The 18,469-nt window shown below is 58.0% G+C and carries 18 protein-coding genes; 7 read left to right on the top strand and 11 right to left on the bottom strand.

Annotation, left to right across the window (positions count from 1 at the left end):
• Positions 1-26: 26 nt before the first annotated feature.
• From ACR0BU_RS07340 to alr, 5 genes are read right to left on the bottom strand one after another with little or no spacing between them, the layout of a single operon-like run.
• Positions 27-479: a paraquat-inducible protein A gene (locus ACR0BU_RS07340; protein WP_480735725.1), complete on the bottom strand. Its 453-nt coding sequence runs from the start codon at positions 477-479 to the stop codon at positions 27-29.
• 11 nt (positions 480-490) lie between these two features.
• Positions 491-877 (bottom strand): hypothetical protein, encoded by a 387-nt coding sequence (locus tag ACR0BU_RS07335; RefSeq protein ID WP_480735723.1) that lies wholly within the window; start codon positions 875-877, stop codon positions 491-493.
• Positions 877-1,623, bottom strand: coding sequence for an ABC transporter ATP-binding protein (locus ACR0BU_RS07330; RefSeq protein ID WP_480735722.1), 747 nt, complete (start codon positions 1,621-1,623; stop codon positions 877-879). The genes ACR0BU_RS07335 and ACR0BU_RS07330 overlap by 1 nt, the downstream gene beginning before the upstream one ends.
• Complete coding sequence (locus ACR0BU_RS07325) at positions 1,620-2,402, bottom strand: MlaE family ABC transporter permease (protein ID WP_120635602.1); 783 nt, start codon at positions 2,400-2,402, stop codon at positions 1,620-1,622. The genes ACR0BU_RS07330 and ACR0BU_RS07325 overlap by 4 nt, the downstream gene beginning before the upstream one ends.
• Entirely contained in the window at positions 2,399-3,433 is a 1,035-nt protein-coding gene (gene alr, locus ACR0BU_RS07320) for an alanine racemase (protein WP_480735721.1), read from the bottom strand. The genes ACR0BU_RS07325 and alr overlap by 4 nt, the downstream gene beginning before the upstream one ends.
• Before the next feature lie 317 nt (positions 3,434-3,750).
• On the opposite strand from alr, the gene ACR0BU_RS07315 reads away from it, so the two are divergent.
• Positions 3,751-4,290 (top strand): GNAT family N-acetyltransferase, encoded by a 540-nt coding sequence (locus ACR0BU_RS07315; RefSeq protein ID WP_480735719.1) that lies wholly within the window; start codon positions 3,751-3,753, stop codon positions 4,288-4,290.
• Between the two features lie 18 nt (positions 4,291-4,308).
• Here ACR0BU_RS07315 and ACR0BU_RS07310 read toward each other — a convergent pair whose 3' ends face one another.
• From ACR0BU_RS07310 to ACR0BU_RS07285, 6 genes are all read right to left on the bottom strand, one after another.
• The gene (locus tag ACR0BU_RS07310) at positions 4,309-5,799 is read right to left on the bottom strand and encodes a replicative DNA helicase (RefSeq protein WP_480735718.1); all 1,491 of its coding nucleotides are present in this window, start codon (positions 5,797-5,799) and stop codon (positions 4,309-4,311) included.
• A 237-nt stretch (positions 5,800-6,036) separates the two neighbouring features.
• Positions 6,037-6,714, bottom strand: a complete 678-nt coding sequence (locus tag ACR0BU_RS07305) for an orotate phosphoribosyltransferase (RefSeq protein WP_480735717.1) — start codon at positions 6,712-6,714, stop codon at positions 6,037-6,039.
• 142 nt (positions 6,715-6,856) lie between these two features.
• Positions 6,857-8,038 carry an ammonium transporter gene (locus ACR0BU_RS07300; protein ID WP_480735716.1) on the bottom strand — a complete coding sequence of 394 codons (1,182 nt, stop codon included), beginning with the start codon at positions 8,036-8,038 and terminating at the stop codon, positions 6,857-6,859.
• Positions 8,039-8,239: 201 nt separating this feature from the next.
• Positions 8,240-8,716, bottom strand: coding sequence for a CinA family protein (locus ACR0BU_RS07295; protein ID WP_300066481.1), 477 nt, complete (start codon positions 8,714-8,716; stop codon positions 8,240-8,242).
• Entirely contained in the window at positions 8,713-9,210 is a 498-nt protein-coding gene (locus tag ACR0BU_RS07290; RefSeq protein WP_298934858.1) for a phosphatidylglycerophosphatase A family protein, read from the bottom strand. The genes ACR0BU_RS07295 and ACR0BU_RS07290 overlap by 4 nt, the downstream gene beginning before the upstream one ends.
• Entirely contained in the window at positions 9,207-10,337 is a 1,131-nt protein-coding gene (locus tag ACR0BU_RS07285; RefSeq protein WP_480735715.1) for a bifunctional 2-C-methyl-D-erythritol 4-phosphate cytidylyltransferase/2-C-methyl-D-erythritol 2,4-cyclodiphosphate synthase, read from the bottom strand. Before ACR0BU_RS07285 ends, ACR0BU_RS07290 begins: the two co-directional genes overlap by 4 nt.
• A gap of 184 nt (positions 10,338-10,521) precedes the next feature.
• On the opposite strand from ACR0BU_RS07285, the gene dusB reads away from it, so the two are divergent.
• The 6 genes from dusB (at position 10,522) to ACR0BU_RS07255 (ending at position 18,441) form a co-directional block, all read left to right on the top strand.
• Positions 10,522-11,505 carry a tRNA dihydrouridine synthase DusB gene (gene dusB, locus ACR0BU_RS07280; protein WP_480735714.1) on the top strand — a complete coding sequence of 328 codons (984 nt, stop codon included), beginning with the start codon at positions 10,522-10,524 and terminating at the stop codon, positions 11,503-11,505.
• Positions 11,502-12,590 carry a two-component system sensor histidine kinase NtrB gene (locus tag ACR0BU_RS07275; protein ID WP_298934861.1) on the top strand — a complete coding sequence of 363 codons (1,089 nt, stop codon included), beginning with the start codon at positions 11,502-11,504 and terminating at the stop codon, positions 12,588-12,590. The genes dusB and ACR0BU_RS07275 overlap by 4 nt, the downstream gene beginning before the upstream one ends.
• A complete protein-coding gene (locus ACR0BU_RS07270; RefSeq protein WP_298934862.1) occupies positions 12,590-13,957 on the top strand; it encodes a response regulator in 1,368 nt (455 codons plus the stop codon). Before ACR0BU_RS07275 ends, ACR0BU_RS07270 begins: the two co-directional genes overlap by 1 nt.
• Before the next feature lie 123 nt (positions 13,958-14,080).
• Positions 14,081-16,345, top strand: coding sequence for a sensor histidine kinase NtrY-like (locus ACR0BU_RS07265; protein ID WP_480735823.1), 2,265 nt, complete (start codon positions 14,081-14,083; stop codon positions 16,343-16,345).
• The gene (ntrX, locus tag ACR0BU_RS07260) at positions 16,342-17,751 is read left to right on the top strand and encodes a nitrogen assimilation response regulator NtrX (protein WP_298934864.1); all 1,410 of its coding nucleotides are present in this window, start codon (positions 16,342-16,344) and stop codon (positions 17,749-17,751) included. Before ACR0BU_RS07265 ends, ntrX begins: the two co-directional genes overlap by 4 nt.
• Before the next feature lie 93 nt (positions 17,752-17,844).
• On the top strand, positions 17,845-18,441 hold the full coding sequence (locus ACR0BU_RS07255; RefSeq protein WP_480735713.1) for a helix-turn-helix transcriptional regulator: 597 nt from the start codon (positions 17,845-17,847) through the stop codon (positions 18,439-18,441).
• The last annotated feature ends 28 nt before the right edge of the window (positions 18,442-18,469 follow it).

Genomic DNA, 18,469 nt, shown 5'->3' with positions numbered 1-18,469 from the left:
CGGGCGCTGACGCGCCGTCGCGTTGATTAAACCGGAGTGTCGCTGGACTTGCTTTGGCGCTCTGTAAGGTAGCCCAGAAGGATCGACGCCAGGATGCAGAGTGTGAACAGGTATAGACCCCACGCTGTTTCGATTGTCGCGTATGAGATTCCCTTGGCCAATGTGATGTAAAGCGCGATTAGGAAGATGTCGGCCATGGCCAGTTTGCCGAGGATGTTCAGTGCGGGTTGGACACGGGCGTCCAGCAGGTTCCATTGGATCAGGGCGGTGCCGATGGTTTTGATATAGGGGGCGAAGAGCGCGAAGATGGTGACGACCAGTGCGAGGAAGACGTCGGATTTCCACAGGGACTGAAGGCCGGTGATGACGCTGATCTCTGAAAGGCCAAAGATCGGAAGGAACCCGGCGCGCATCAGCGGGGCGAACCACGCGATGGGGTAGAGGATCAGCAGGGAAAGGGTGGCGAGGCGGAGGGGCATTCTAGCTTGTTTCAATCAAATTGTAGGCTTATCCAGCCTACTAACGCTACCATGATCAGAAAAACGGTAATCACCGCAGCGTTTCCATTTCTTTTGGATTGGACATTCGCGAGAATCTCTTGATGCAAGAGCCAGGCCGAAACAGTCACGCCAATAAGAGCTGGAAGGCTGATCAAAATCACAGAATTTTTGACAAAATTTGAGACAATGTTTGTTAGGATCATACCTGGGATGGCGCCATAAATTAGGCATCTCAGAAACGGCTTGAATATAGAAAAACCGCGGGAAATCGAGAAGATCAAGCCTTGCTCTGAAAACACTACAAAAAACCAGACAAGTAGCGCCGCATTGAAGTATGCGCCGGGCATTGAAAGGCAGAACAATTGTAGACTACTCACTACCGCACCGCCTCAATCGGTCCCTCTGCGCTCCCGCTGATGAACTGCTCGACATACGGATCACCCGACGCATCCATCTGAGTAACGGGCCCGGTCCACTGGATCACGCCTGCGTGCAGCATCGCGACATTGTCGGCGATGGCGCGGACCGAGCTCATGTCGTGGGTGATGGTCATCGCGGTGGCGCCCATCTCGGTCACAATCTCGCGGATCAGGTCGTTGATGACGCCGGACATGATCGGGTCGAGGCCGGTGGTGGGTTCATCGAAAAAGATGATCTCGGGTTCGGCGGCGATGGCGCGCGCCAGGCCCACGCGTTTTTGCATACCGCCCGACAGTTCAGCAGGGAAGCGGTCGGCAACGTCGGATTTCAGGCCGACGCGGCGCAGTTTTTCGATGGCGATTTCGCGTGCCTCGTCGGCAGGGCGTTTCAGCGAGCCGCGTAGCAGGCGGAAGGCGACGTTCTGCCAGACGGGTAGGGAGTCAAACAGGGCGCCGCCCTGAAACAACATCCCGAACCGGGCCAGAAACGCGTCGCGGTCGCCGGATTGCGCGTCTTTGCCGTCGACCAGGATATTGCCGCTGTCTGGGGTGATCAGGCCCAAAATACATTTTAGCGCCACGGATTTACCGGTGCCCGAGCCGCCAATGATGACCATCGACGTGCCCTTGGGAATCTCTAGGTTCATGCCCCGCAGGACGTGGTTGTCATCGAAGGCTTTATGTACGTTCTCCATCCGGATCATAGCGAGAAGAACACCCCTGTGAGAACGAAGTTGGCGGCGAGGATCAGCACGGCGGCGGCTTCGACCGAGCCCTTGGTGGCGCGGCCAACACCCTGTGCGCCGCGACCCGAGGACATACCGTAATAGCAGCCCATGATGGCGGCGATCAGGCCAAACGCAGCACCTTTGACCAGGGACGAGACGATGTCGCGCAGTTCAAGGAAATCGACCGTATTCTTAAGGTAGGTCGCAGGATTGAAGCCCAGGTTCTGGGTGGCGACCGTGTAGCCTCCGGCGATACCGATGACGTCACCGACCGCGACCAGTGCGGGCACAGTGATCACCGCCGCCAGCACACGCGGGGCCGTGAGGTATTTCATCGGATGGGTCGAGAGGGTGACCAGCGCGTCGATCTGTTCGGTCACTTTCATAGTCGCTATCTCGGCCGCGATGGATGAGGTCACGCGTGCAGCGATCATCAGTCCAACCAGCACCGGCCCAAGTTCGCGCACCATGCCGATGGCCACGATCTGGGGCACCACGGCCTCGGCATTGAAACGGGCACCGCCTGCATAGATTTGCAATGCCAGGGCACCGCCGGTGAAGATCGCGGTCAGGCCAACAACTGGCAGCGACAGCCAGCCTATGTTCAGCAGGGCCAGACCGAATTCTCGCGGGTAAAACGGGGGGCGGATGATGTGGGAAATGGCGTCTAGCGCAAACAAGGCCACACGCCCGAATGCGGCCAGCAAGCCGAGGACCGCGCGGCCCAATCCACCCAGCATTGCAACAGGCGTCATTCCACGTAACCCCGTGAATAGCGTTGGCCGATCGAGGTCAGGATTTCATAACCGATAGTGCCAGCGGCTTCGGCCAGATCATCCACGGTCTGATGGCCGTTCAGGATGCGCAGGTGATCCGGGTCGTGGGGCAGATCGGTGACGTCCACGGTGATCAAGTCCATCGAGATGCGCCCGACAACCGGACAGGGCTGATCGCCCGCAAAGGTGTCGATTCCACCACCGATAGCGCGGTGCAGACCGTCGGCATAGCCTGCCGCAACGGTTGCAATGCGCGACGGACGCCGCGCGGTCCAGGTGTTGCCGTAGCCGACTGTTTCACCGACTTCGACGGCGCGCACTTGGATGACCGGCAGATCGATGGTTATGACAGGTTTGGCCCCTGCAAACGGCAACCCGCCATACAGCCCGATGCCCGGACGGCAGAGATCAAAGTGAAACGCAGAGCCCAACAAAGTGCCGCCCGTTGCCGCCAGAGACCGGGGTGCTGACACGCCTTCGGTCATCTCGCGAAACGTCTTGAGCTGTTGCTGGTTCATCGGATGATCAGGTTCGTCTGCACAGGCCAGATGCGATATCACAAGGCGGGGGTTCAATGCCTCGATCTTCTCATGCAGTTCGGCCCAGTCAGCAGGCTCAAGCCCCAGACGGTTCATTCCGCTGTCCAGTTGGATACCAAACGGATGGTCGGGCAGCGCTTGTAAATGGCGCTGGAACTGTTCCGGGGAATTGATCAGCGGTGTCAGGTCATTGGCCCGCAGCAGATCAGTATCGCCTTCCATATGACCCGAGAAAACCTCGATCGTCGGGCCGGGGCCGACAGCCTTACGCACGTCGGCGCCTTCTTCGGCCACGGCCACGAAGAACGTGCGCACGCCTTCTTCGGCCAGTGCGGATGAAACCGGCCCGGCACCCAGGCCATACCCGTCGGCTTTGACCACGGCTGCGGTTTCAACTTCGGTGGTCGCATCAAGAGCCCGCCAATTGCTGACGAGTGCTTGAAGATTGATTTTTAAACGCGCGGTACTCATGGCACTGTTCATGACATCGGAGCCTTCGAGGTCAAGGGGGCAGAGGCAGTTTATCGGGGGATTTCCGTGCGTCATAAGCAGCTTCCGGCTTGATACAGGGTTAATTCACCCGGTTTTAGACATTCTGATCGAATGTGTCGGCCAATAGTTTTGCACCAAGCGGGATCAAACCCGACCGCGATTGCCGGTCGTTCTATCATGCTGGAACGTAACCAATTATATGTGACCGCTGTTGGCCGCTATGGGCTGTATGTTGACGCCATAAGGTGATTTAAAACTCGCGGGATCAGAACGCGCTGCACTCGGGGAAACATGTGATGAAATGCGTCGAAGGATATGCGGGGTTTGAAGTCGAAATTCCAAACCTTTTCGAAAGCGTTTTTTCCGCGTCCGAGGGGGTCGATGAGGGTCAGATCATCCGCGGGTTCGTCGATGATCTGATGGTTACAACGCCGGATACGGACCTGTTTGTCTATGTCGCGTTGGATAAGGGTACCTTGCTTGGGTGTATCTTCTTTTCACGGCTTGAGTTTGCCGGGGATGCGCGGCTGGTCTGTTTGTTGTCACCGGTTGCCGTTCGGACGGATCGGCAGCGGGCAGGGGTCGGGCAGAAACTGATCGCTTATGGATTGGACGACCTGCGCGGAAAGGGGTTCGACATCGCGGTGACCTATGGTGACCCTGAATATTACAGAAAAACCGGATTTATGCCTGTTTCTCAGGATGTTGTACCTGCGCCACTTCCGCTGAACCATCCTCATGGGTGGCTGGGTCAATCGCTGCATGGGTCGGATCTGACACCTGTGCCGGGTCCGTCCCGCTGTGTTCCGGCTTTGAACAAGCCGGAGCTTTGGTGATACGCCGATTGACGGTGATCAGTACCCTTCGACCTGACCGTCTTGCTGCCAGGGCTTGACCAGATTGCCGAAGCGGGTGAACTGCGCCTCGAATGACAGGTCAACCGTCCCGATGGGGCCGTGGCGCTGCTTGCCGACAATCACTTCGGCCTTGCCATGCAGGCGTTCCATGGCCTGCTTCCACTCTTCCATCTTGTCCAGCTCGTGGTCACCGGGTTTTTCACGTTCTTTGTAGTATTCTTCGCGGTACACGAACATCACCACATCGGCGTCCTGTTCGATCGAGCCCGATTCCCGCAGGTCAGACAGTTGCGGGCGCTTGTCGTCGCGGTTTTCGACCTGACGCGATAGCTGGGACAGGGCAATCACCGGAATCTGCAACTCTTTGGCGATGGCCTTCATGCCCATCGAAATCTCGGCAATCTCGTTCACGCGGTTCTCCGCCATACCGCGGCATAGCTGCAGATAGTCGATCACCAGCAGGTCCAGCCCATGGGTCCGTTTCAATCGCCGCGCCCGGGCGGCCAGCTGCGAGATCGGCAGGGCCGGGGTATCGTCAATGAACAGAGGACAGGCTTCCAGTTCTTTGGCTGCGTCCACGAAGCGGCGGAACTCGGCCTCGGTCATGTCACCCTGACGGATTTTGTGCGACGAAATCTCGGACGCTTCGGCCAGAACACGGCCTGCCAGCTGTTCGGCGCTCATCTCCAATGAGAAGAAGCCGACCACGCCACCATCAATGGCGCCTTCGCTACCGTCCGGCTTCTGCCCGCGTTTATAGGCTTTGGCCACGTTGAACGCCACGTTGGTCGCCAGAGAGGTTTTTCCCATCGACGGTCGCCCCGCCAGAATGATCAGGTCAGATGGGTGCAAACCCCCCAGCTGTTTGTCCAGATCGGCCAGACCGGTGGAAATCCCAGCCATGCCGCCACCGCGCTGGTAGGCCTCGTTGGTGACGTTAACGGCTTCTGTGACCGCCTTGAGGAAGGATTGGAAACCCTGTTCGGTCTGGCCCTGCTCGGATAGTTGGTAGAGCTGTTGTTCGGCCTCGACGATCTGTTCCTTGGGTTCGCTGGACACTTCAACACGTGCCGCCTTGTCGGAGATATCGCGACCAAGCCGGATCAGCTCGCGCCGGATCGCCAGATCATAGATCATCTGGGCATAGTCATGCACCGCAAAGGCACTGATCGAGGCACCGGCGAGTTTAACCAGATAAGCCGGGCCACCCAGTTCCTTCAGGCCTTCATCCTCGGCCATGAAGGATTTCAGCGTGACCGGTGAGGCCAGCGCGTTCTTGGCGATACGGGTCGCGGCGACCTCGTAAATGCGCGAATGAACCGGATCATAGAAGTGTTCCGCCCCAATGATTGAGGCGACCCGGTCATACAGGTCGTTATTGGTCAGAATCGCACCCAGAAGCTGTTGTTCAGCCTCAATGGAATGCGGCATGGTTTCGGCGTTCTGAATTTGCGCCGCTGCCTGCTCGATACTGCTGATCTCGTTCATACTGCCCCCGCTGCCATTCGGCGGTTCTACACGTGATGCCCCGGTTCAAGCTATCTGCAAATGAATGGGGGTAAGTCGGGATAACTGCCCACCCGATTGGGGATAACATTACCCCATCTTGTCATGAGAACAGTGTTCTCGCAACATTTGGTAGGGTTGAGGTGAAAAATAGCTAAATAAGCGCGCAAGGGGACGATTCGGACTGCCGATATCCCCAAACCACTCACAGCCCCTAATTTACGATTTATGCGCCTCTTGCCAGCCGCGTGGGTCGTTCAGGAAGGCTTCGACGCCATCAAGTGTTTCCTGATCAAAAGCTTTCTGCGCTTTGGCCTCGGCCAGCACGTCCCACCATGTGCAAAGGTTGTGCAATTGAACCCCGTGATCGCCCAGCGTTTTCTCGGTTTCAGGGAAGATGCCGTAATAGAAAATGACGGCCGTGTGCCCGCAGGTCGCGCCGGTTTCCCGGATTGCATCAACGAAGCTTAGCTTTGATCCGCCATCGGTGGTCAGGTCCTCGACCAGCAAAACGCGATCGCCTTCGCCCATCGTTCCTTCGATGCGAGCATTGCGACCGTAGCCTTTGGGCTTTTTGCGAACGTATGTCATCGGCAGCGCCATGCGTTCGGCGACCATCGCGGCAAAGGGGATGCCTGCTGTTTCACCGCCTGCGATGTTGTCGAATGCCTCGAAGCCTACGTCGCGCATCACAGTGACCGTCAGGAAATCCATCAGGGTCGAACGGATGCGCGGGTACGAAATCAGCTTGCGGCAATCGATATAGGTCGGGCTGGGCAAACCGCTGGACAGCGTGAAGGGTTCGCGGGAATTGAAATGGACGGCCTTGATCTCCAGCAGCATCCGCGCGGTCAGGCGGGCGATTTCGGTGCTATCGGGAAATGAACTGGGGATCATGTCGGGACCTCGGCGGATTGCAGTGACGTTGCGGGCTGATAGCCCGTCGACAAGGCCAGAGTCGAGAGGGGATGGCAGAAAAGAAAAGCGGACCCCTAAAGGTCCGCTTGTGCCCTTGCGGGCAGAGCAGGCTAAGGTGGGCTCAGCTGCTCATATCGTAGGCGCGCTCTCCGTGGACAGAAAGGTCGAGCCCGTTTGTCTCGGTCTCAGCGTCTACGCGAAGCGGCGTAATCAGTGCAACCACCTTGACCAAGACAATTGTGACAACTGCCGTAAAGGCACCCACGATAACAAGCCCGCCCAGCTGCGCGGTCCATGTGCCCAGACCAAACAGCGCGATCATGAGCGTGCCAAAGATGCCGCCGACCCCGTGCACAGCAAACACATCCAGCGTGTCGTCGATTTTGAGGACGTTGCGAATAACATACACGGCCTCCTGACACAGGATGCCCGCAACGCCACCGATGATCAGCGCCTGGACCGGCCCAACAAAGCCAGAGGCGGGTGTTATTGAGGCCAAACCAGCGATTGTGCCGGTGACAAGCCCCACCATTGAGGCTTTGCCAAACCTGACCTTTTCCCACAAGGCCCAGGTCAGCGAGGCCGTGGCCGCCGACAAATGCGTCACGGTCATGGCCATTGCGGCGCCACCGTCGGCTGCCAGTTGCGAGCCGCCGTTGAAGCCAAACCAGCCGACCCACAACATCGCTGCCCCGATCATGACAAAACCCGGGTTATGCGGCGGCGTCGTGCGGTTAAGGCGAGGACCAAGTACAACAGCGATGATCAACGCAGCGATGCCGGCTGTTTCGTGCACGACAATGCCGCCTGCGAAGTCCCGCACGCCAATCTCGCCCAGAATGCCGCCATCGGTCAGCATGCCGCCGCCCCAGATCCAGTGCACCACGGGCGCGTAACACAGCAACATCCAAAGACCCGAAAACGTCAGGACGAACCCAAACCCAACCCGTTCGACATATGCGCCAACAATCAAGGCCGGGGTGATGATCGCAAATGTCATCTGAAACGCAAAGAACAGTATCTCGGGCAGGGTGCCGGACAGGGTGTCAACATCGACGCCGTTCAGGAATGCCTTGCCCAGGCCACCCCAAAGGCCGGACTCACCCGGACCAAATGCAATGGAATAACCCGCGACCAGCCACAAAATGCTCATCAGGCAGGCAATGGAAAAGCAATGCATGAAGACACTGAGTACGTTTCGGGCCCGGACCAGGCCGCCGTAAAACAGGGCAAGGCCTGGCAATGTCATGAACAGGACCAGTGCGGTTGCGACGATGATCCAGGCTGTATCGGCTCCGTTCATGGGCCGTTCTCCTCTTTCGCTTCAGTTGTGTCGGTCTACAAAAACACGTTGCAAACCGGCACGCCGTGAGTGGTGTGCACTGGGTTGAAGCGAATGACGGGCGGGGAAAAAAGAGGCAGTACCCCAAAAGACCGCCTATTTTGGCAGCCTTTTTTCAACTGGCGATTAAACTTGCGCCATTTTGGGGTGATTGCCAGAAATTTAAGCGAAAAGAGAAAGTCCGTCGGACAGCAGATCCAGCGCGTGATCGCGCGCTGCGCGACGGACGGCGTCACGACCCGGCGCGCCAAATTCGATGGTCTCGACCCGCGTCGGATGTCCTTTGGCCGCCAATCCGAAGCACACGCGGCCTTCGGGCTTGAACTCGGATCCGCCGGGTCCGGCGATGCCGGTGATTGAAACGGCCAATTGGGCCTGCGAATGGCGAACCGCGCCTTCGGCCATTTCTCGCGCTACCTCTTCCGACACAGCGCCATAGGTGCCCAGTGTTTCGGCGCGAACACCCAACATGTCCTGCTTGGCCCTATTCGTGTAGGTGACGAACCCGCGTTCGACCACCGCCGAGCTGCCGGGAATGTCCGTCAGTGCGGCGGCAACCATACCACCCGTGCAGCTTTCCGCCGTGGCAACCATCACGTTGCGCGCTTTGGCGCGGTCAAGAAGATCGGCGGCGGTCACAGGCCCATAACTCCATGGGCAATGCCAGCTAGGGCCAGAACGCCGATCGCTGCAAATACACCGGCGATGACGTCATCAAGCATAACGCCCATCGGATCGCCACGGCGGTCTGCCCAACCTACCGGGCCGAGTTTAGTTATGTCGAAGAACCGAAACAGCACGAACCCGGCCACCCAGCCGGGCCAGAGCGCGGTAATCTCGATCCCATGGGCCCAGGACGGATATGAAATCGCCCAGAGCGCGATGAACTGGCCCGCAACCTCATCAATCACGATCTCTGAGGGGTCGTGATCTTTCTGTCCTTCAGTCATGATGCGCGTGGCCCAAAGGCCCGCAAAAAACACGACCAATGTCGCCACCACCAGCAAGGGGAACCCACCGACTATGTGTAATACCCAAGCCAACGGAAGTGCTGCCAGCGATCCCCAGGTGCCGGGTGCGGGACGCAGGTGTCCGACCCCGCAAACGGTTCCGATCAGCTGCGCGACGTTCATGTTTTCACCAAGCAGGCCGTGGCCAATGCGGCGATGCCCTCGTTGCGCCCGGTAAAGCCCAGACGTTCGGAGGTTGTGGCTTTGATCGAGACCTGATCGGGGTTTAATCCCATGATTCTGGACATTTCTTCCCGCATGGCCTGCGCATGAGGCCCGATCTTTGGAAACTCGCACACCAGCGTGCAATCGACATTCGAAATTCGATAGCCCGTCTGTTTGCACAGCTCGACCGCGTGCCGCAGGAAGATTTCACTAGCGGCGCCTTTCCATTGCGGATCAGAGGGCGGGAAATGCTGGCCGATATCACCCTGCGCCAACGCACCATAGATCGCATCGGTCACAGCATGCATTCCCACATCCGCGTCCGAATGGCCTTGCAGGCTGCGGTCATGCGGAACTTTGACGCCGCAGAGGATCACATGATCCCCATCCCCAAACCGGTGCACGTCATACCCGTTGCCCAGTCTTACATCCATGTTCAGCCCCATTATGCGTTCCGCCCGGGCAAAATCCTCGGGTCTGGTGATTTTGATATTGTCTGCGTCACCTTGCACGATGGCCACATGGATATCTGCCGCCCGGGCAACCTCCACATCATCCGCCGCCCCGCCGGGATGCGCCGCATGCGCGCCAACGATGGCGGCATAGTGAAACCCTTGCGGAGTTTGCGCAGCAAAAAGTGCCGCACGGTCCTGCGTTCCGGTGACAGTTGCCTGCTCACCGGTCCAAAGGGCATCAGTTATAGCCAGTCCAGGGGCCGCGGCGACGTTGGTGTCTAGTGCCGCAAGAACATCGTGTATGATCCGCGTGTTGACGCAAGGCCGGGCCACGTCGTGGATCAGAACTTTTTCCACCCTTAGGTCTGCCAAGGCGTTCAGCCCATTGCGCACCGACCCGGCGCGATCATCACCGCCCTCGGCCAGAATCAGGTCGCTGTTCTGGAATTCGTCCCATGCGGCCGCGTCGTCAGGCGACAGCACAAATACGATGTGATCCACGTGACCTCGAAACCTGTCGATGGTCCAGTCGGCCACACGCCGTCCCGCCAGCGTGCGCCATTGCTTGGGCGTATCCCCTCCGGCGCGCAAACCGCGTCCTGCGGCGACGATGATGGCGGCGGTTGTCATATTAGGGGTGTTCTCCTGTGCTCTGGTCTTTGTTTAGGGGGCGGTGAAAGCAGAGGCAATCACCCGCGTCACTGTGCCTAAAAAATAGGCGTATGATGATTTTGCGGGCTTGCGAGCCGCCGTTTTGTTGTTCATACGCCGCGGATTCGATATCAAACTCGCAACTGCCCAAGGATTAAGCACGTTGACCCTGCATCTTGCTGACAAGGATCTGAACCCGCCTGTGCTGCTGGCGCCTATGGCCGGAATCACGGATCGGCCCTTCCGTGATCTCGTGATGCGCTTTGGCGCCGGGATGGTGGTAAGCGAAATGGTCGCCAGTCAGGAGATGGTGCAAGCCAAGCCTGGCGTGCGTGAGCGTGCGGAACTGTCGGCCGACGTTGAAAACACCGCTGTTCAGCTTGCTGGGCGCGAGGCGCATTGGATGGCCGAAGCCGCACGACAGGTCGCGGGTCGCGGCGCGCGCGTGATTGATATCAACATGGGTTGCCCGGCCAAGAAGGTAACGAATGGGTATTCCGGCTCGGCTTTGTTGAAGACACCGGACCATGCGCTGACACTGATCGAGGCAGTCGTTGAGGCGGTAGATGTGCCGGTCACGCTGAAAACGCGGTTGGGCTGGGACGATGCCTTGCTGAACGCCCCGGACGTGGCGAGGCGGGCACAGAACGCAGGCATTCAGATGGTCACGATACACGGGCGCACACGCTGCCAGTTTTACAAAGGTCATGCCGATTGGCGGGCCATTCGTGCCGTCAAAGACGCCGTTTCGATCCCGGTGATTGCAAATGGGGACATCACGGACACCAATGCTTCACGCACCGCCTTGCATCAATCTGGTGCCGATGGCGTTATGATTGGGCGAGGGGCGCAGGGCAAGCCTTGGGTTCTGGCCCAGGTTTGTCATGAGATCTATGGAACCGGCGCGCCCGAAATCCCGACCGGCGCAGCGTTGGTTGATATGGTGCAGGCCCATTACCAAGCGATGTTGGCCTTCTACGGCGTTGATCTTGGCCTGCGCGTGGCACGCAAACATCTGGGATGGTACATGGATGAGGCTGGCACGCCTGCACCCTTGCGCCGCGCTGTCTTAACGTCGCGCGATACAGACGACGTGTTGCGCCTGATCGGCGATGCGCTGAGCGACACGGCCGAGGAAGCGGCATGAACTCGGACAAAAGCATCTGGAACTCGCTGCCCGTTCCCGCCTTCATCATTGATTCAGACGACCGGATCTCGGATGTGAATTCATCGGGCGAAGGGTTTTTGAATGCCTCGCGCAAGGCGGTTATTGGCCATCCGGTCTGGGATCAGATCGCTGTGGATGCCCCGCTGGAAGAGGCGTTTTTACGCGCACGAGCGCAGGGTACCCCCTTGTTCGTGAATGATGTCGACGCTGGATCTGGGAACCGCGCGCCATTGCAATGCGCGCTACAGATTGCCCCACTGGTCGGTCATCCGGGATCGATGATCATGATCATATCTCCTCGGGAATTGGCGGGGCGGATGACACGGGGGAACACGGTCAAATCAGCAGCACAATCGGCCATCGGTATGGCCGAAATGCTGGCCCATGAGATCAAAAACCCCTTGGCCGGAATCACCGGCGCCGCGCAACTTCTTAGCATGAATATTGCGCAGCAAGACCTTGAACTAACGGATCTAATTGTTGCTGAAAGTCGCCGAATTGTGAAGTTGCTAGAGCAGGTCGAGCAATTCGGAAACCTTCAGCAACCTGATTTCAAACCGGTCAATATCCACGATGTGTTGGACCGGGCGCGCCGGTCGGCACTGTTGGGCTTTGGAGCTGATATGGCAATCATCGAGGACTATGACCCCTCGCTGCCGCTCGCCTATGGCGATCCGGATCAGTTTTTGCAGGTGGTTCTGAACCTGCTTAAAAACGCGTCCGAGGCGGCTGGGCCCAAAGGCGGGTCCATTCGCTTGCGCACATATTTCGAACACTCGTTTCGCCTGCGACGAAGCGATGGATCGGGTCACTCGCTGCCCTTGCAGATCGAAATCATTGATGATGGTCCGGGCCTGCCGGAAGACATCCGTGGTGACATATTCGACCCGTTTGTTTCGGGCCGGGAAAACGGCACAGGGCTGGGTTTGGCATTGGTCAGCAAGATTATCTCGGATCATGACGGATGGATTTCGGCCGAGTCTGTGCCGGGCCGCACTGTATTTCGAATCTCGCTGCGTCGTGCGCCGCGAGACCAGACAGAAGACAATAAGGAGAGCAGTTGATGGATGGCACCGTACTTGTCGCAGATGACGACCGCACGATCCGCACGGTTCTGACGCAGGCACTGACGCGTGCAGGGTGCAAGGTGCATGCCACCTCATCCCTGACAACACTCATGCGATGGGTCAGCGAAGGCAAGGGTGATGTTGTGATCTCGGACGTCGTCATGCCGGACGGCAATGGTTTGGAAATGTTGCCTAAAATTGCCGAAGATCGTCCGGGTCTGCCGGTCATCGTGATTTCGGCGCAGAATACGATCATGACGGCGATCCAGGCGGCTGAGGCGGATGCGTATGACTATCTGCCAAAGCCGTTCGATCTGCCGGATCTGATGAAGCGTACCGCCCGGGCGCTGGATCAAAAGCAACGATCACAAATCGAGCCCGCCGACGATAGCGGCGAACGCCCGGATGAGCTGCCTCTGGTTGGGCGAACACCGGTCATGCAGGCGCTTTACCGGCTGGTGGCACGGGTGATGAACACCGACCTGTCGGTGATGATCTCAGGTGAAAGTGGCACCGGGAAATCCCTGATTGCAAGGGCTATTCACGATTTTTCGGACCGGCGCACGTTGCCGTTTGTCACTGCGACTGCAGCTGATCTTCGTGATTTGGAAGGGCCGGCCAGGGTCATGGCTCGGGTACGCGGTGGCACGTTGCTGATCGATGAGATTGCCGACATAGATGACGAGATTCAGGCCCGTATCGTACGAATGATGGACACACCAGGCGATCATGTTCCGCGGTTCATGGCCACCAGTCAGACTGACCTGACCGAAGGCATGGAAGGGGGGCGGATCCGTCAGGATCTGTACTACCGGCTATGTGGTGCCACGATCCATGTCCCTGCGCTGCGCGAGCGGGTGGATGATATCACCTTGCTGACTGAACATTTTCTTGCGCGAGAGGAGCGGGAAAGCGGTGCGAAACGCTGGCTTAGCCCCGAGGCGGTTGAGCTGGTTCGGAGATATTCCTGGCCGGGAAACGTACGCCAGTTGGAAAATGCAATCCGCCGACTAAGCCTGACCAGCCGGGCAGATGAGATTTCCAAGGCCGAGGTCGAAATGGTGTTGGGAAGCCAGCCCGAGGCTGAACCGGTTTTGGGGGGCGGGGAACGCGAGAAGCTGTCGACGTCTGTCGGACGACACCTGAGGCGCTATTTTGACTTACACGGGAATATGCTGCCACCTCCGGGCCTGTACCAGCGGATTTTGCGTGAGGTCGAAGCGCCGTTGATTGAAATTGCACTGGATGCAACGGGCGGAAATCAGGCGAAATGCGCCGATTTACTGGGGATTAACCGGAATACGCTGCGGAAAAAGATTACAGATCTCGATATACAGGTGACACGCCGACGCAAACTGATGTAATATCGCCACACAAACCGTGGCATCCGGGCCTCTCTCGGGTAAAGACCACGATATATGGCGGTAAGCCGCACAAGCGGCACATCAGGATGAGGGCAGACGGTGGCAACCCGAGCACAGAGCGGGATGATCCTATCGATTAATCGATGGCGGAAATCCCGAAAACTGCGCAATTTCGGCACCTTGGGGTTGGTTCTTCTAGGACCCGTGCTGGCGTTGGCAACCTACCTTGTTATTGGTCCATTTGATCTTGGGGCGACCGCTCCGACGCTACGGCTGATTCTGCTTGCTGACCTGGTCTATGTCCTCGTGGTCGCAGCGCTTGTTCTAAGTCAGGTGGGCAGTCTGATCGCGGCGCGGCGCGCGAAATCCGCCGGTTCACGCCTGCATTTGCGGTTGATCGGTGCATTTACGTTGCTGGCGCTTGTACCAACGGTCACGGTGGCTATTTTCGCCGGTCTGACTGTTAATATCGGCCTTGAGGGGTGGTTTTCAGACCGGGTGCGCCAGGTTGTTGGCTCATCTCTCACTGCGGCTGAAGCATATGAACTAGAACACCGCCAGGGCCTGACACAGGATGCCGCCGTTCTGGCGCGTTTTCTGGACAACGCACGCTCGCTGGATTTCTATATCTCTGATGCCGAGCTGCGCGAGGTTCTGGCGCAAGGGCAAGCGCAGATTCAGCGCGGATTGCGCGAGGCATATGTCATTGATGGCAGTGGTGAAATCCGTTCGCGCGGGGATCGTTCCTATCTATTCAACTACGAACCACCGACGCCCGAACAGATCGTCGAGTCGACTGACACTGGGCTCCTGATTATTGCAGATTGGGAAAACAACGAATTCCGCGCGTTGGTACCGCTGCAATCCTATCTGGACCGCTATCTCTACGTCAGTCGTGAGGTCGACGGAGATTTGTTGACCTTGCTTGATGATACCAAGCAAACAGCGAGGTTTTATCAGCAGTTGGAAAGTGAACGGGGCAGGGTCCTGTTCAACTTCGGACTACTCTATCTCGGTTTTGCGTTGATCCTGATTCTGGCGGCGATGTCGCTGGGTATGTGGTTTGCGGAACGCCTGTCACGGCCAGTGGGCCGTTTGACAACGGCTGCGCAACGCGTCGGTGCCGGTGATCTGGGTGTGCAGGTCATAGAAGAGGCCAGCGACGACGAGATCGCCATGTTAGGGCGTTACTTCAACCAGATGACCCGCCAGTTGAAAGGTCAGCGAGATACCTTGCTGGAGAACACCCGTCAGATTGAGCGCCGCCGTCGCTTGTTCGATTCTGTTCTGAGTTCGGTGACGTCAGGCGTCGTCGGCGTGGATTCCGAAGGCTGCGTGACCTTCGTTAACCGCTCGGCCGAGCGGCTGCTGGACTGGTCGCGCGGTGAGGACCAATTGGCCATCGGCATTGCCGTGCCAGAGTTCCTGCCGTTGTTCGACAATCTAAAAAGCAGCGGGCAAGAGGCTGTTCAGGGCGAGGTCAAGGTGGCCCGAAAAGGTCAGTTGGAGAACCTGCTGGTTCGTATGGCGATCCGGCGCGGTGAAGATGGTGGTCTGGAAGGTTATGTTGTGGCTTTTGACGATGTGACCGACCTGGTCAGCGCGCAACGGATGGCGGCCTGGGGCGACGTTGCACGTCGCATCGCACATGAGATCAAGAACCCGCTGACCCCCATCCAGCTCAGTGCAGAACGGATCAAGCGGAAGTTTTCGCGCAAGCTGGATGAGGAAGATTGCGACAGCCTTGAATCGATGACCGATGTGATCGTGCGGCAGACCAACGATTTGCGGCGTATCGTCGATGAATTTTCGAAATTCGCACGTATGCCGGAGCCTGAGCGCAGTGAGGAAAATGTCATAGGTCTGGTGCGCGAAGCGGTGCTGCTGCAACAGGCGGGACAGCCGGATGTGCAAATCGATGCCGATCTTCCGGATCAACCAGTTCTGGTGGATGTGGATGCAACGATGTTGAATCAAGCCCTGACGAACTTGATCAAGAACGCAGGTGAAGCCATTGGAACACTTAAGGAAAAAGGCGCACCTGACAACCTAAAACCGCAAATCAAAGTGGCGGTTTCCAGTGATGATGCGGGTACGATCATCACGATTGCGGATAACGGCATCGGTCTTCCTGAAGACCGGGCGCGGTTGTTCGAACCTTATGTTACGACACGTGACGAAGGGACCGGCCTTGGGCTGCCCATTGTCAAAAAGATTATCGAAGAACATGGCGGCGCGCTGACTTTGGAAGACGCGCCCGTCTTTGACGGACAGGACCATTTTGGCGCGATGGCTGTGATCCGCTTACCGGGGCCCAATATCGCCCCAACAGCCGCGCCACAGAAGCAGGCGATTAAAACCAACAAACTGAAAGCAGGCCAAAGATGAGCGACATTCTGATCGTAGATGACGAACGCGATATTCGCGAACTGGTGTCCGACATTCTGGAGGACGAAGGCTATTCAACCCGGCTGGCGGCAAACTCGGATGAGTGCATGTCGTCGATCAATTCCGAGCCCCCCGGGTTGCTGATCTTGGATATCTGGCTGAAAGACAGCCGCATGGACGGGATCGATATCCTGAAATCGGTGAAACGGGACAACCCGGATGTGCCGGTGGTGATAATTTCAGGGCACGGCAACATCGAAATCGCCGTGGCGGCGATCAAGCAGGGCGCATATGATTTTATCGAAAAGCCCTTTAACATCGACCAACTGATGGTGGTGATCCGCCGTGCGATGGAAACCTCTCGCCTGCGTCGCGAGAATGCCTCGCTCAAGCGGAAAGAGGTCAGCAATTCGGATATGATCGGCAAGTCCGCCTCGTTCCGGGCCATGCAGGGTCAGCTGGACAAAGTGACCAAATCGAATGGCCGTGTGATGCTGAGCGGTCCTGCCGGGTCCGGCAAGGAAATCGCGGCGCGATATATCCACGCGCATTCCAACCGGGCGAACTCTCCGTTTGTGACCGTCAATTGTGCTGGGGTCGAGCCAGAGAGAATGGAAGAGGTTCTGTTCGGACGCGAATCCTCGGAACGCGGTGTTGAATCCGGCCTGCTGGAAGAGGCGCATGGCGGCGTTGTCTACTTCGATGAGGTCGCCGACATGCCCTTGGGCACTCAGTCGAAAATCCTGCGCGTGTTGGTGGATCAGCAGTTCCAGCGCGTAGGTGGCACCGACAAAGTGCGTGTTGATCTGCGGGTGATATCGTCAACCAACAGGGATCTGGACGACGAGATCGCATCGGATCGCTTTCGTGAAGAACTTTATCATCGCCTGAACGTGGTGCCGATTGCGGTGCCGTCGCTGGAAGACCGGCGCGAAGATATCCCTGTTCTGGCGCAGCATTTTATCGAAATGTGCAACGAATCTCAGGGTTTGCCTGTTCGCGAATTGTCGGAAGAAGCCGTGGCTTTGTTGCAAACCATGACGTGGCCCGGCAACGTGCGGCAGTTGAAGAACCTGATAGAACGCGTGCTGATCCTGGGTGATGGGACGGGCCCGATTGAAGCCCGTGAATTGCCAAGCGATGAGGACAAGGCCGAAGAATCAGGCCGGGTGGTTCTGTCTGGTGCGCTGGCAACCCTGCCATTGCGCGAGGCGCGCGAAGCATTCGAACGGGAATATTTGCTGACTCAGATCAACCGGTTTGGTGGCAATATCAGCCGTACGGCAAGTTTCGTCGGGATGGAGCGCAGCGCCTTGCACCGCAAGTTGAAATCTCTGGGTGTGGTCACGTCCAACAAGTCCGGCGCGCGGGTGGCGCAACTGGATGAACCGGAACCGGCAGAGTAATCAGCCGCGATAACCTGATCGCGTTTCCGACCTGTCGTCGTCCAATAGTTGGCGATCACATGTGTCGGGAACCAGTCAGACGAGGACACGCGTGTGAATAAGGGGCCTGTACATATTGTCAGCTACGCGCTCGAGACTCGAGGGTATCCCGCCTTCGGCAAGCGCCTGAAACGATTGCGCCGGTCTGTTGGGTTGAAACAGGCGGCTCTGGCCGAATTGTTGCAGGTCGATCAAACCACGATATCCAGATGGGAAAACGGTGCCCAAACGCCATTGCTGGAAACACAACAGGCGGTGTTTTCAGCCCTTGGTCCCATCAAGGAAGATGACAGCGCCTTGCGGCGGCTGGTCATGAGTTCCACCGAATGTGTTCATCTCGTAGAAGAGGCCAGTCATAAGTGTCTTGCCTATTCGGCCAGTCGGGCGCGTGACTGGAACACCAGCCAGCAGGCCTTGCTGGGCGTGTCACTTTGGCAATTCGCCACCGAAGAAATTCGCCATGCCGAAGCTGAATTGGCGAACGAGGGGTGGTGGGATCAGCACTCGCCCAATCCCAAGGCTTTTTTGACATCCGAGGCTGTGCATGACCGGATCCGGATCAGCGCGGGCGAAATCAGGTGGGAGCGCTTGTATCTGTCGGATGGCACACCGGTTCGGTTGGTCAGCGGCTCTCGGGCCAGCACCGCATAATTTATGCGTTCAACGCGCGGTGCTGGCC

It is taken from the genome of Ruegeria sp. CK2, from assembly GCF_056536585.1.
This window is presented reverse-complemented; position numbering and strand designations above follow the sequence as displayed.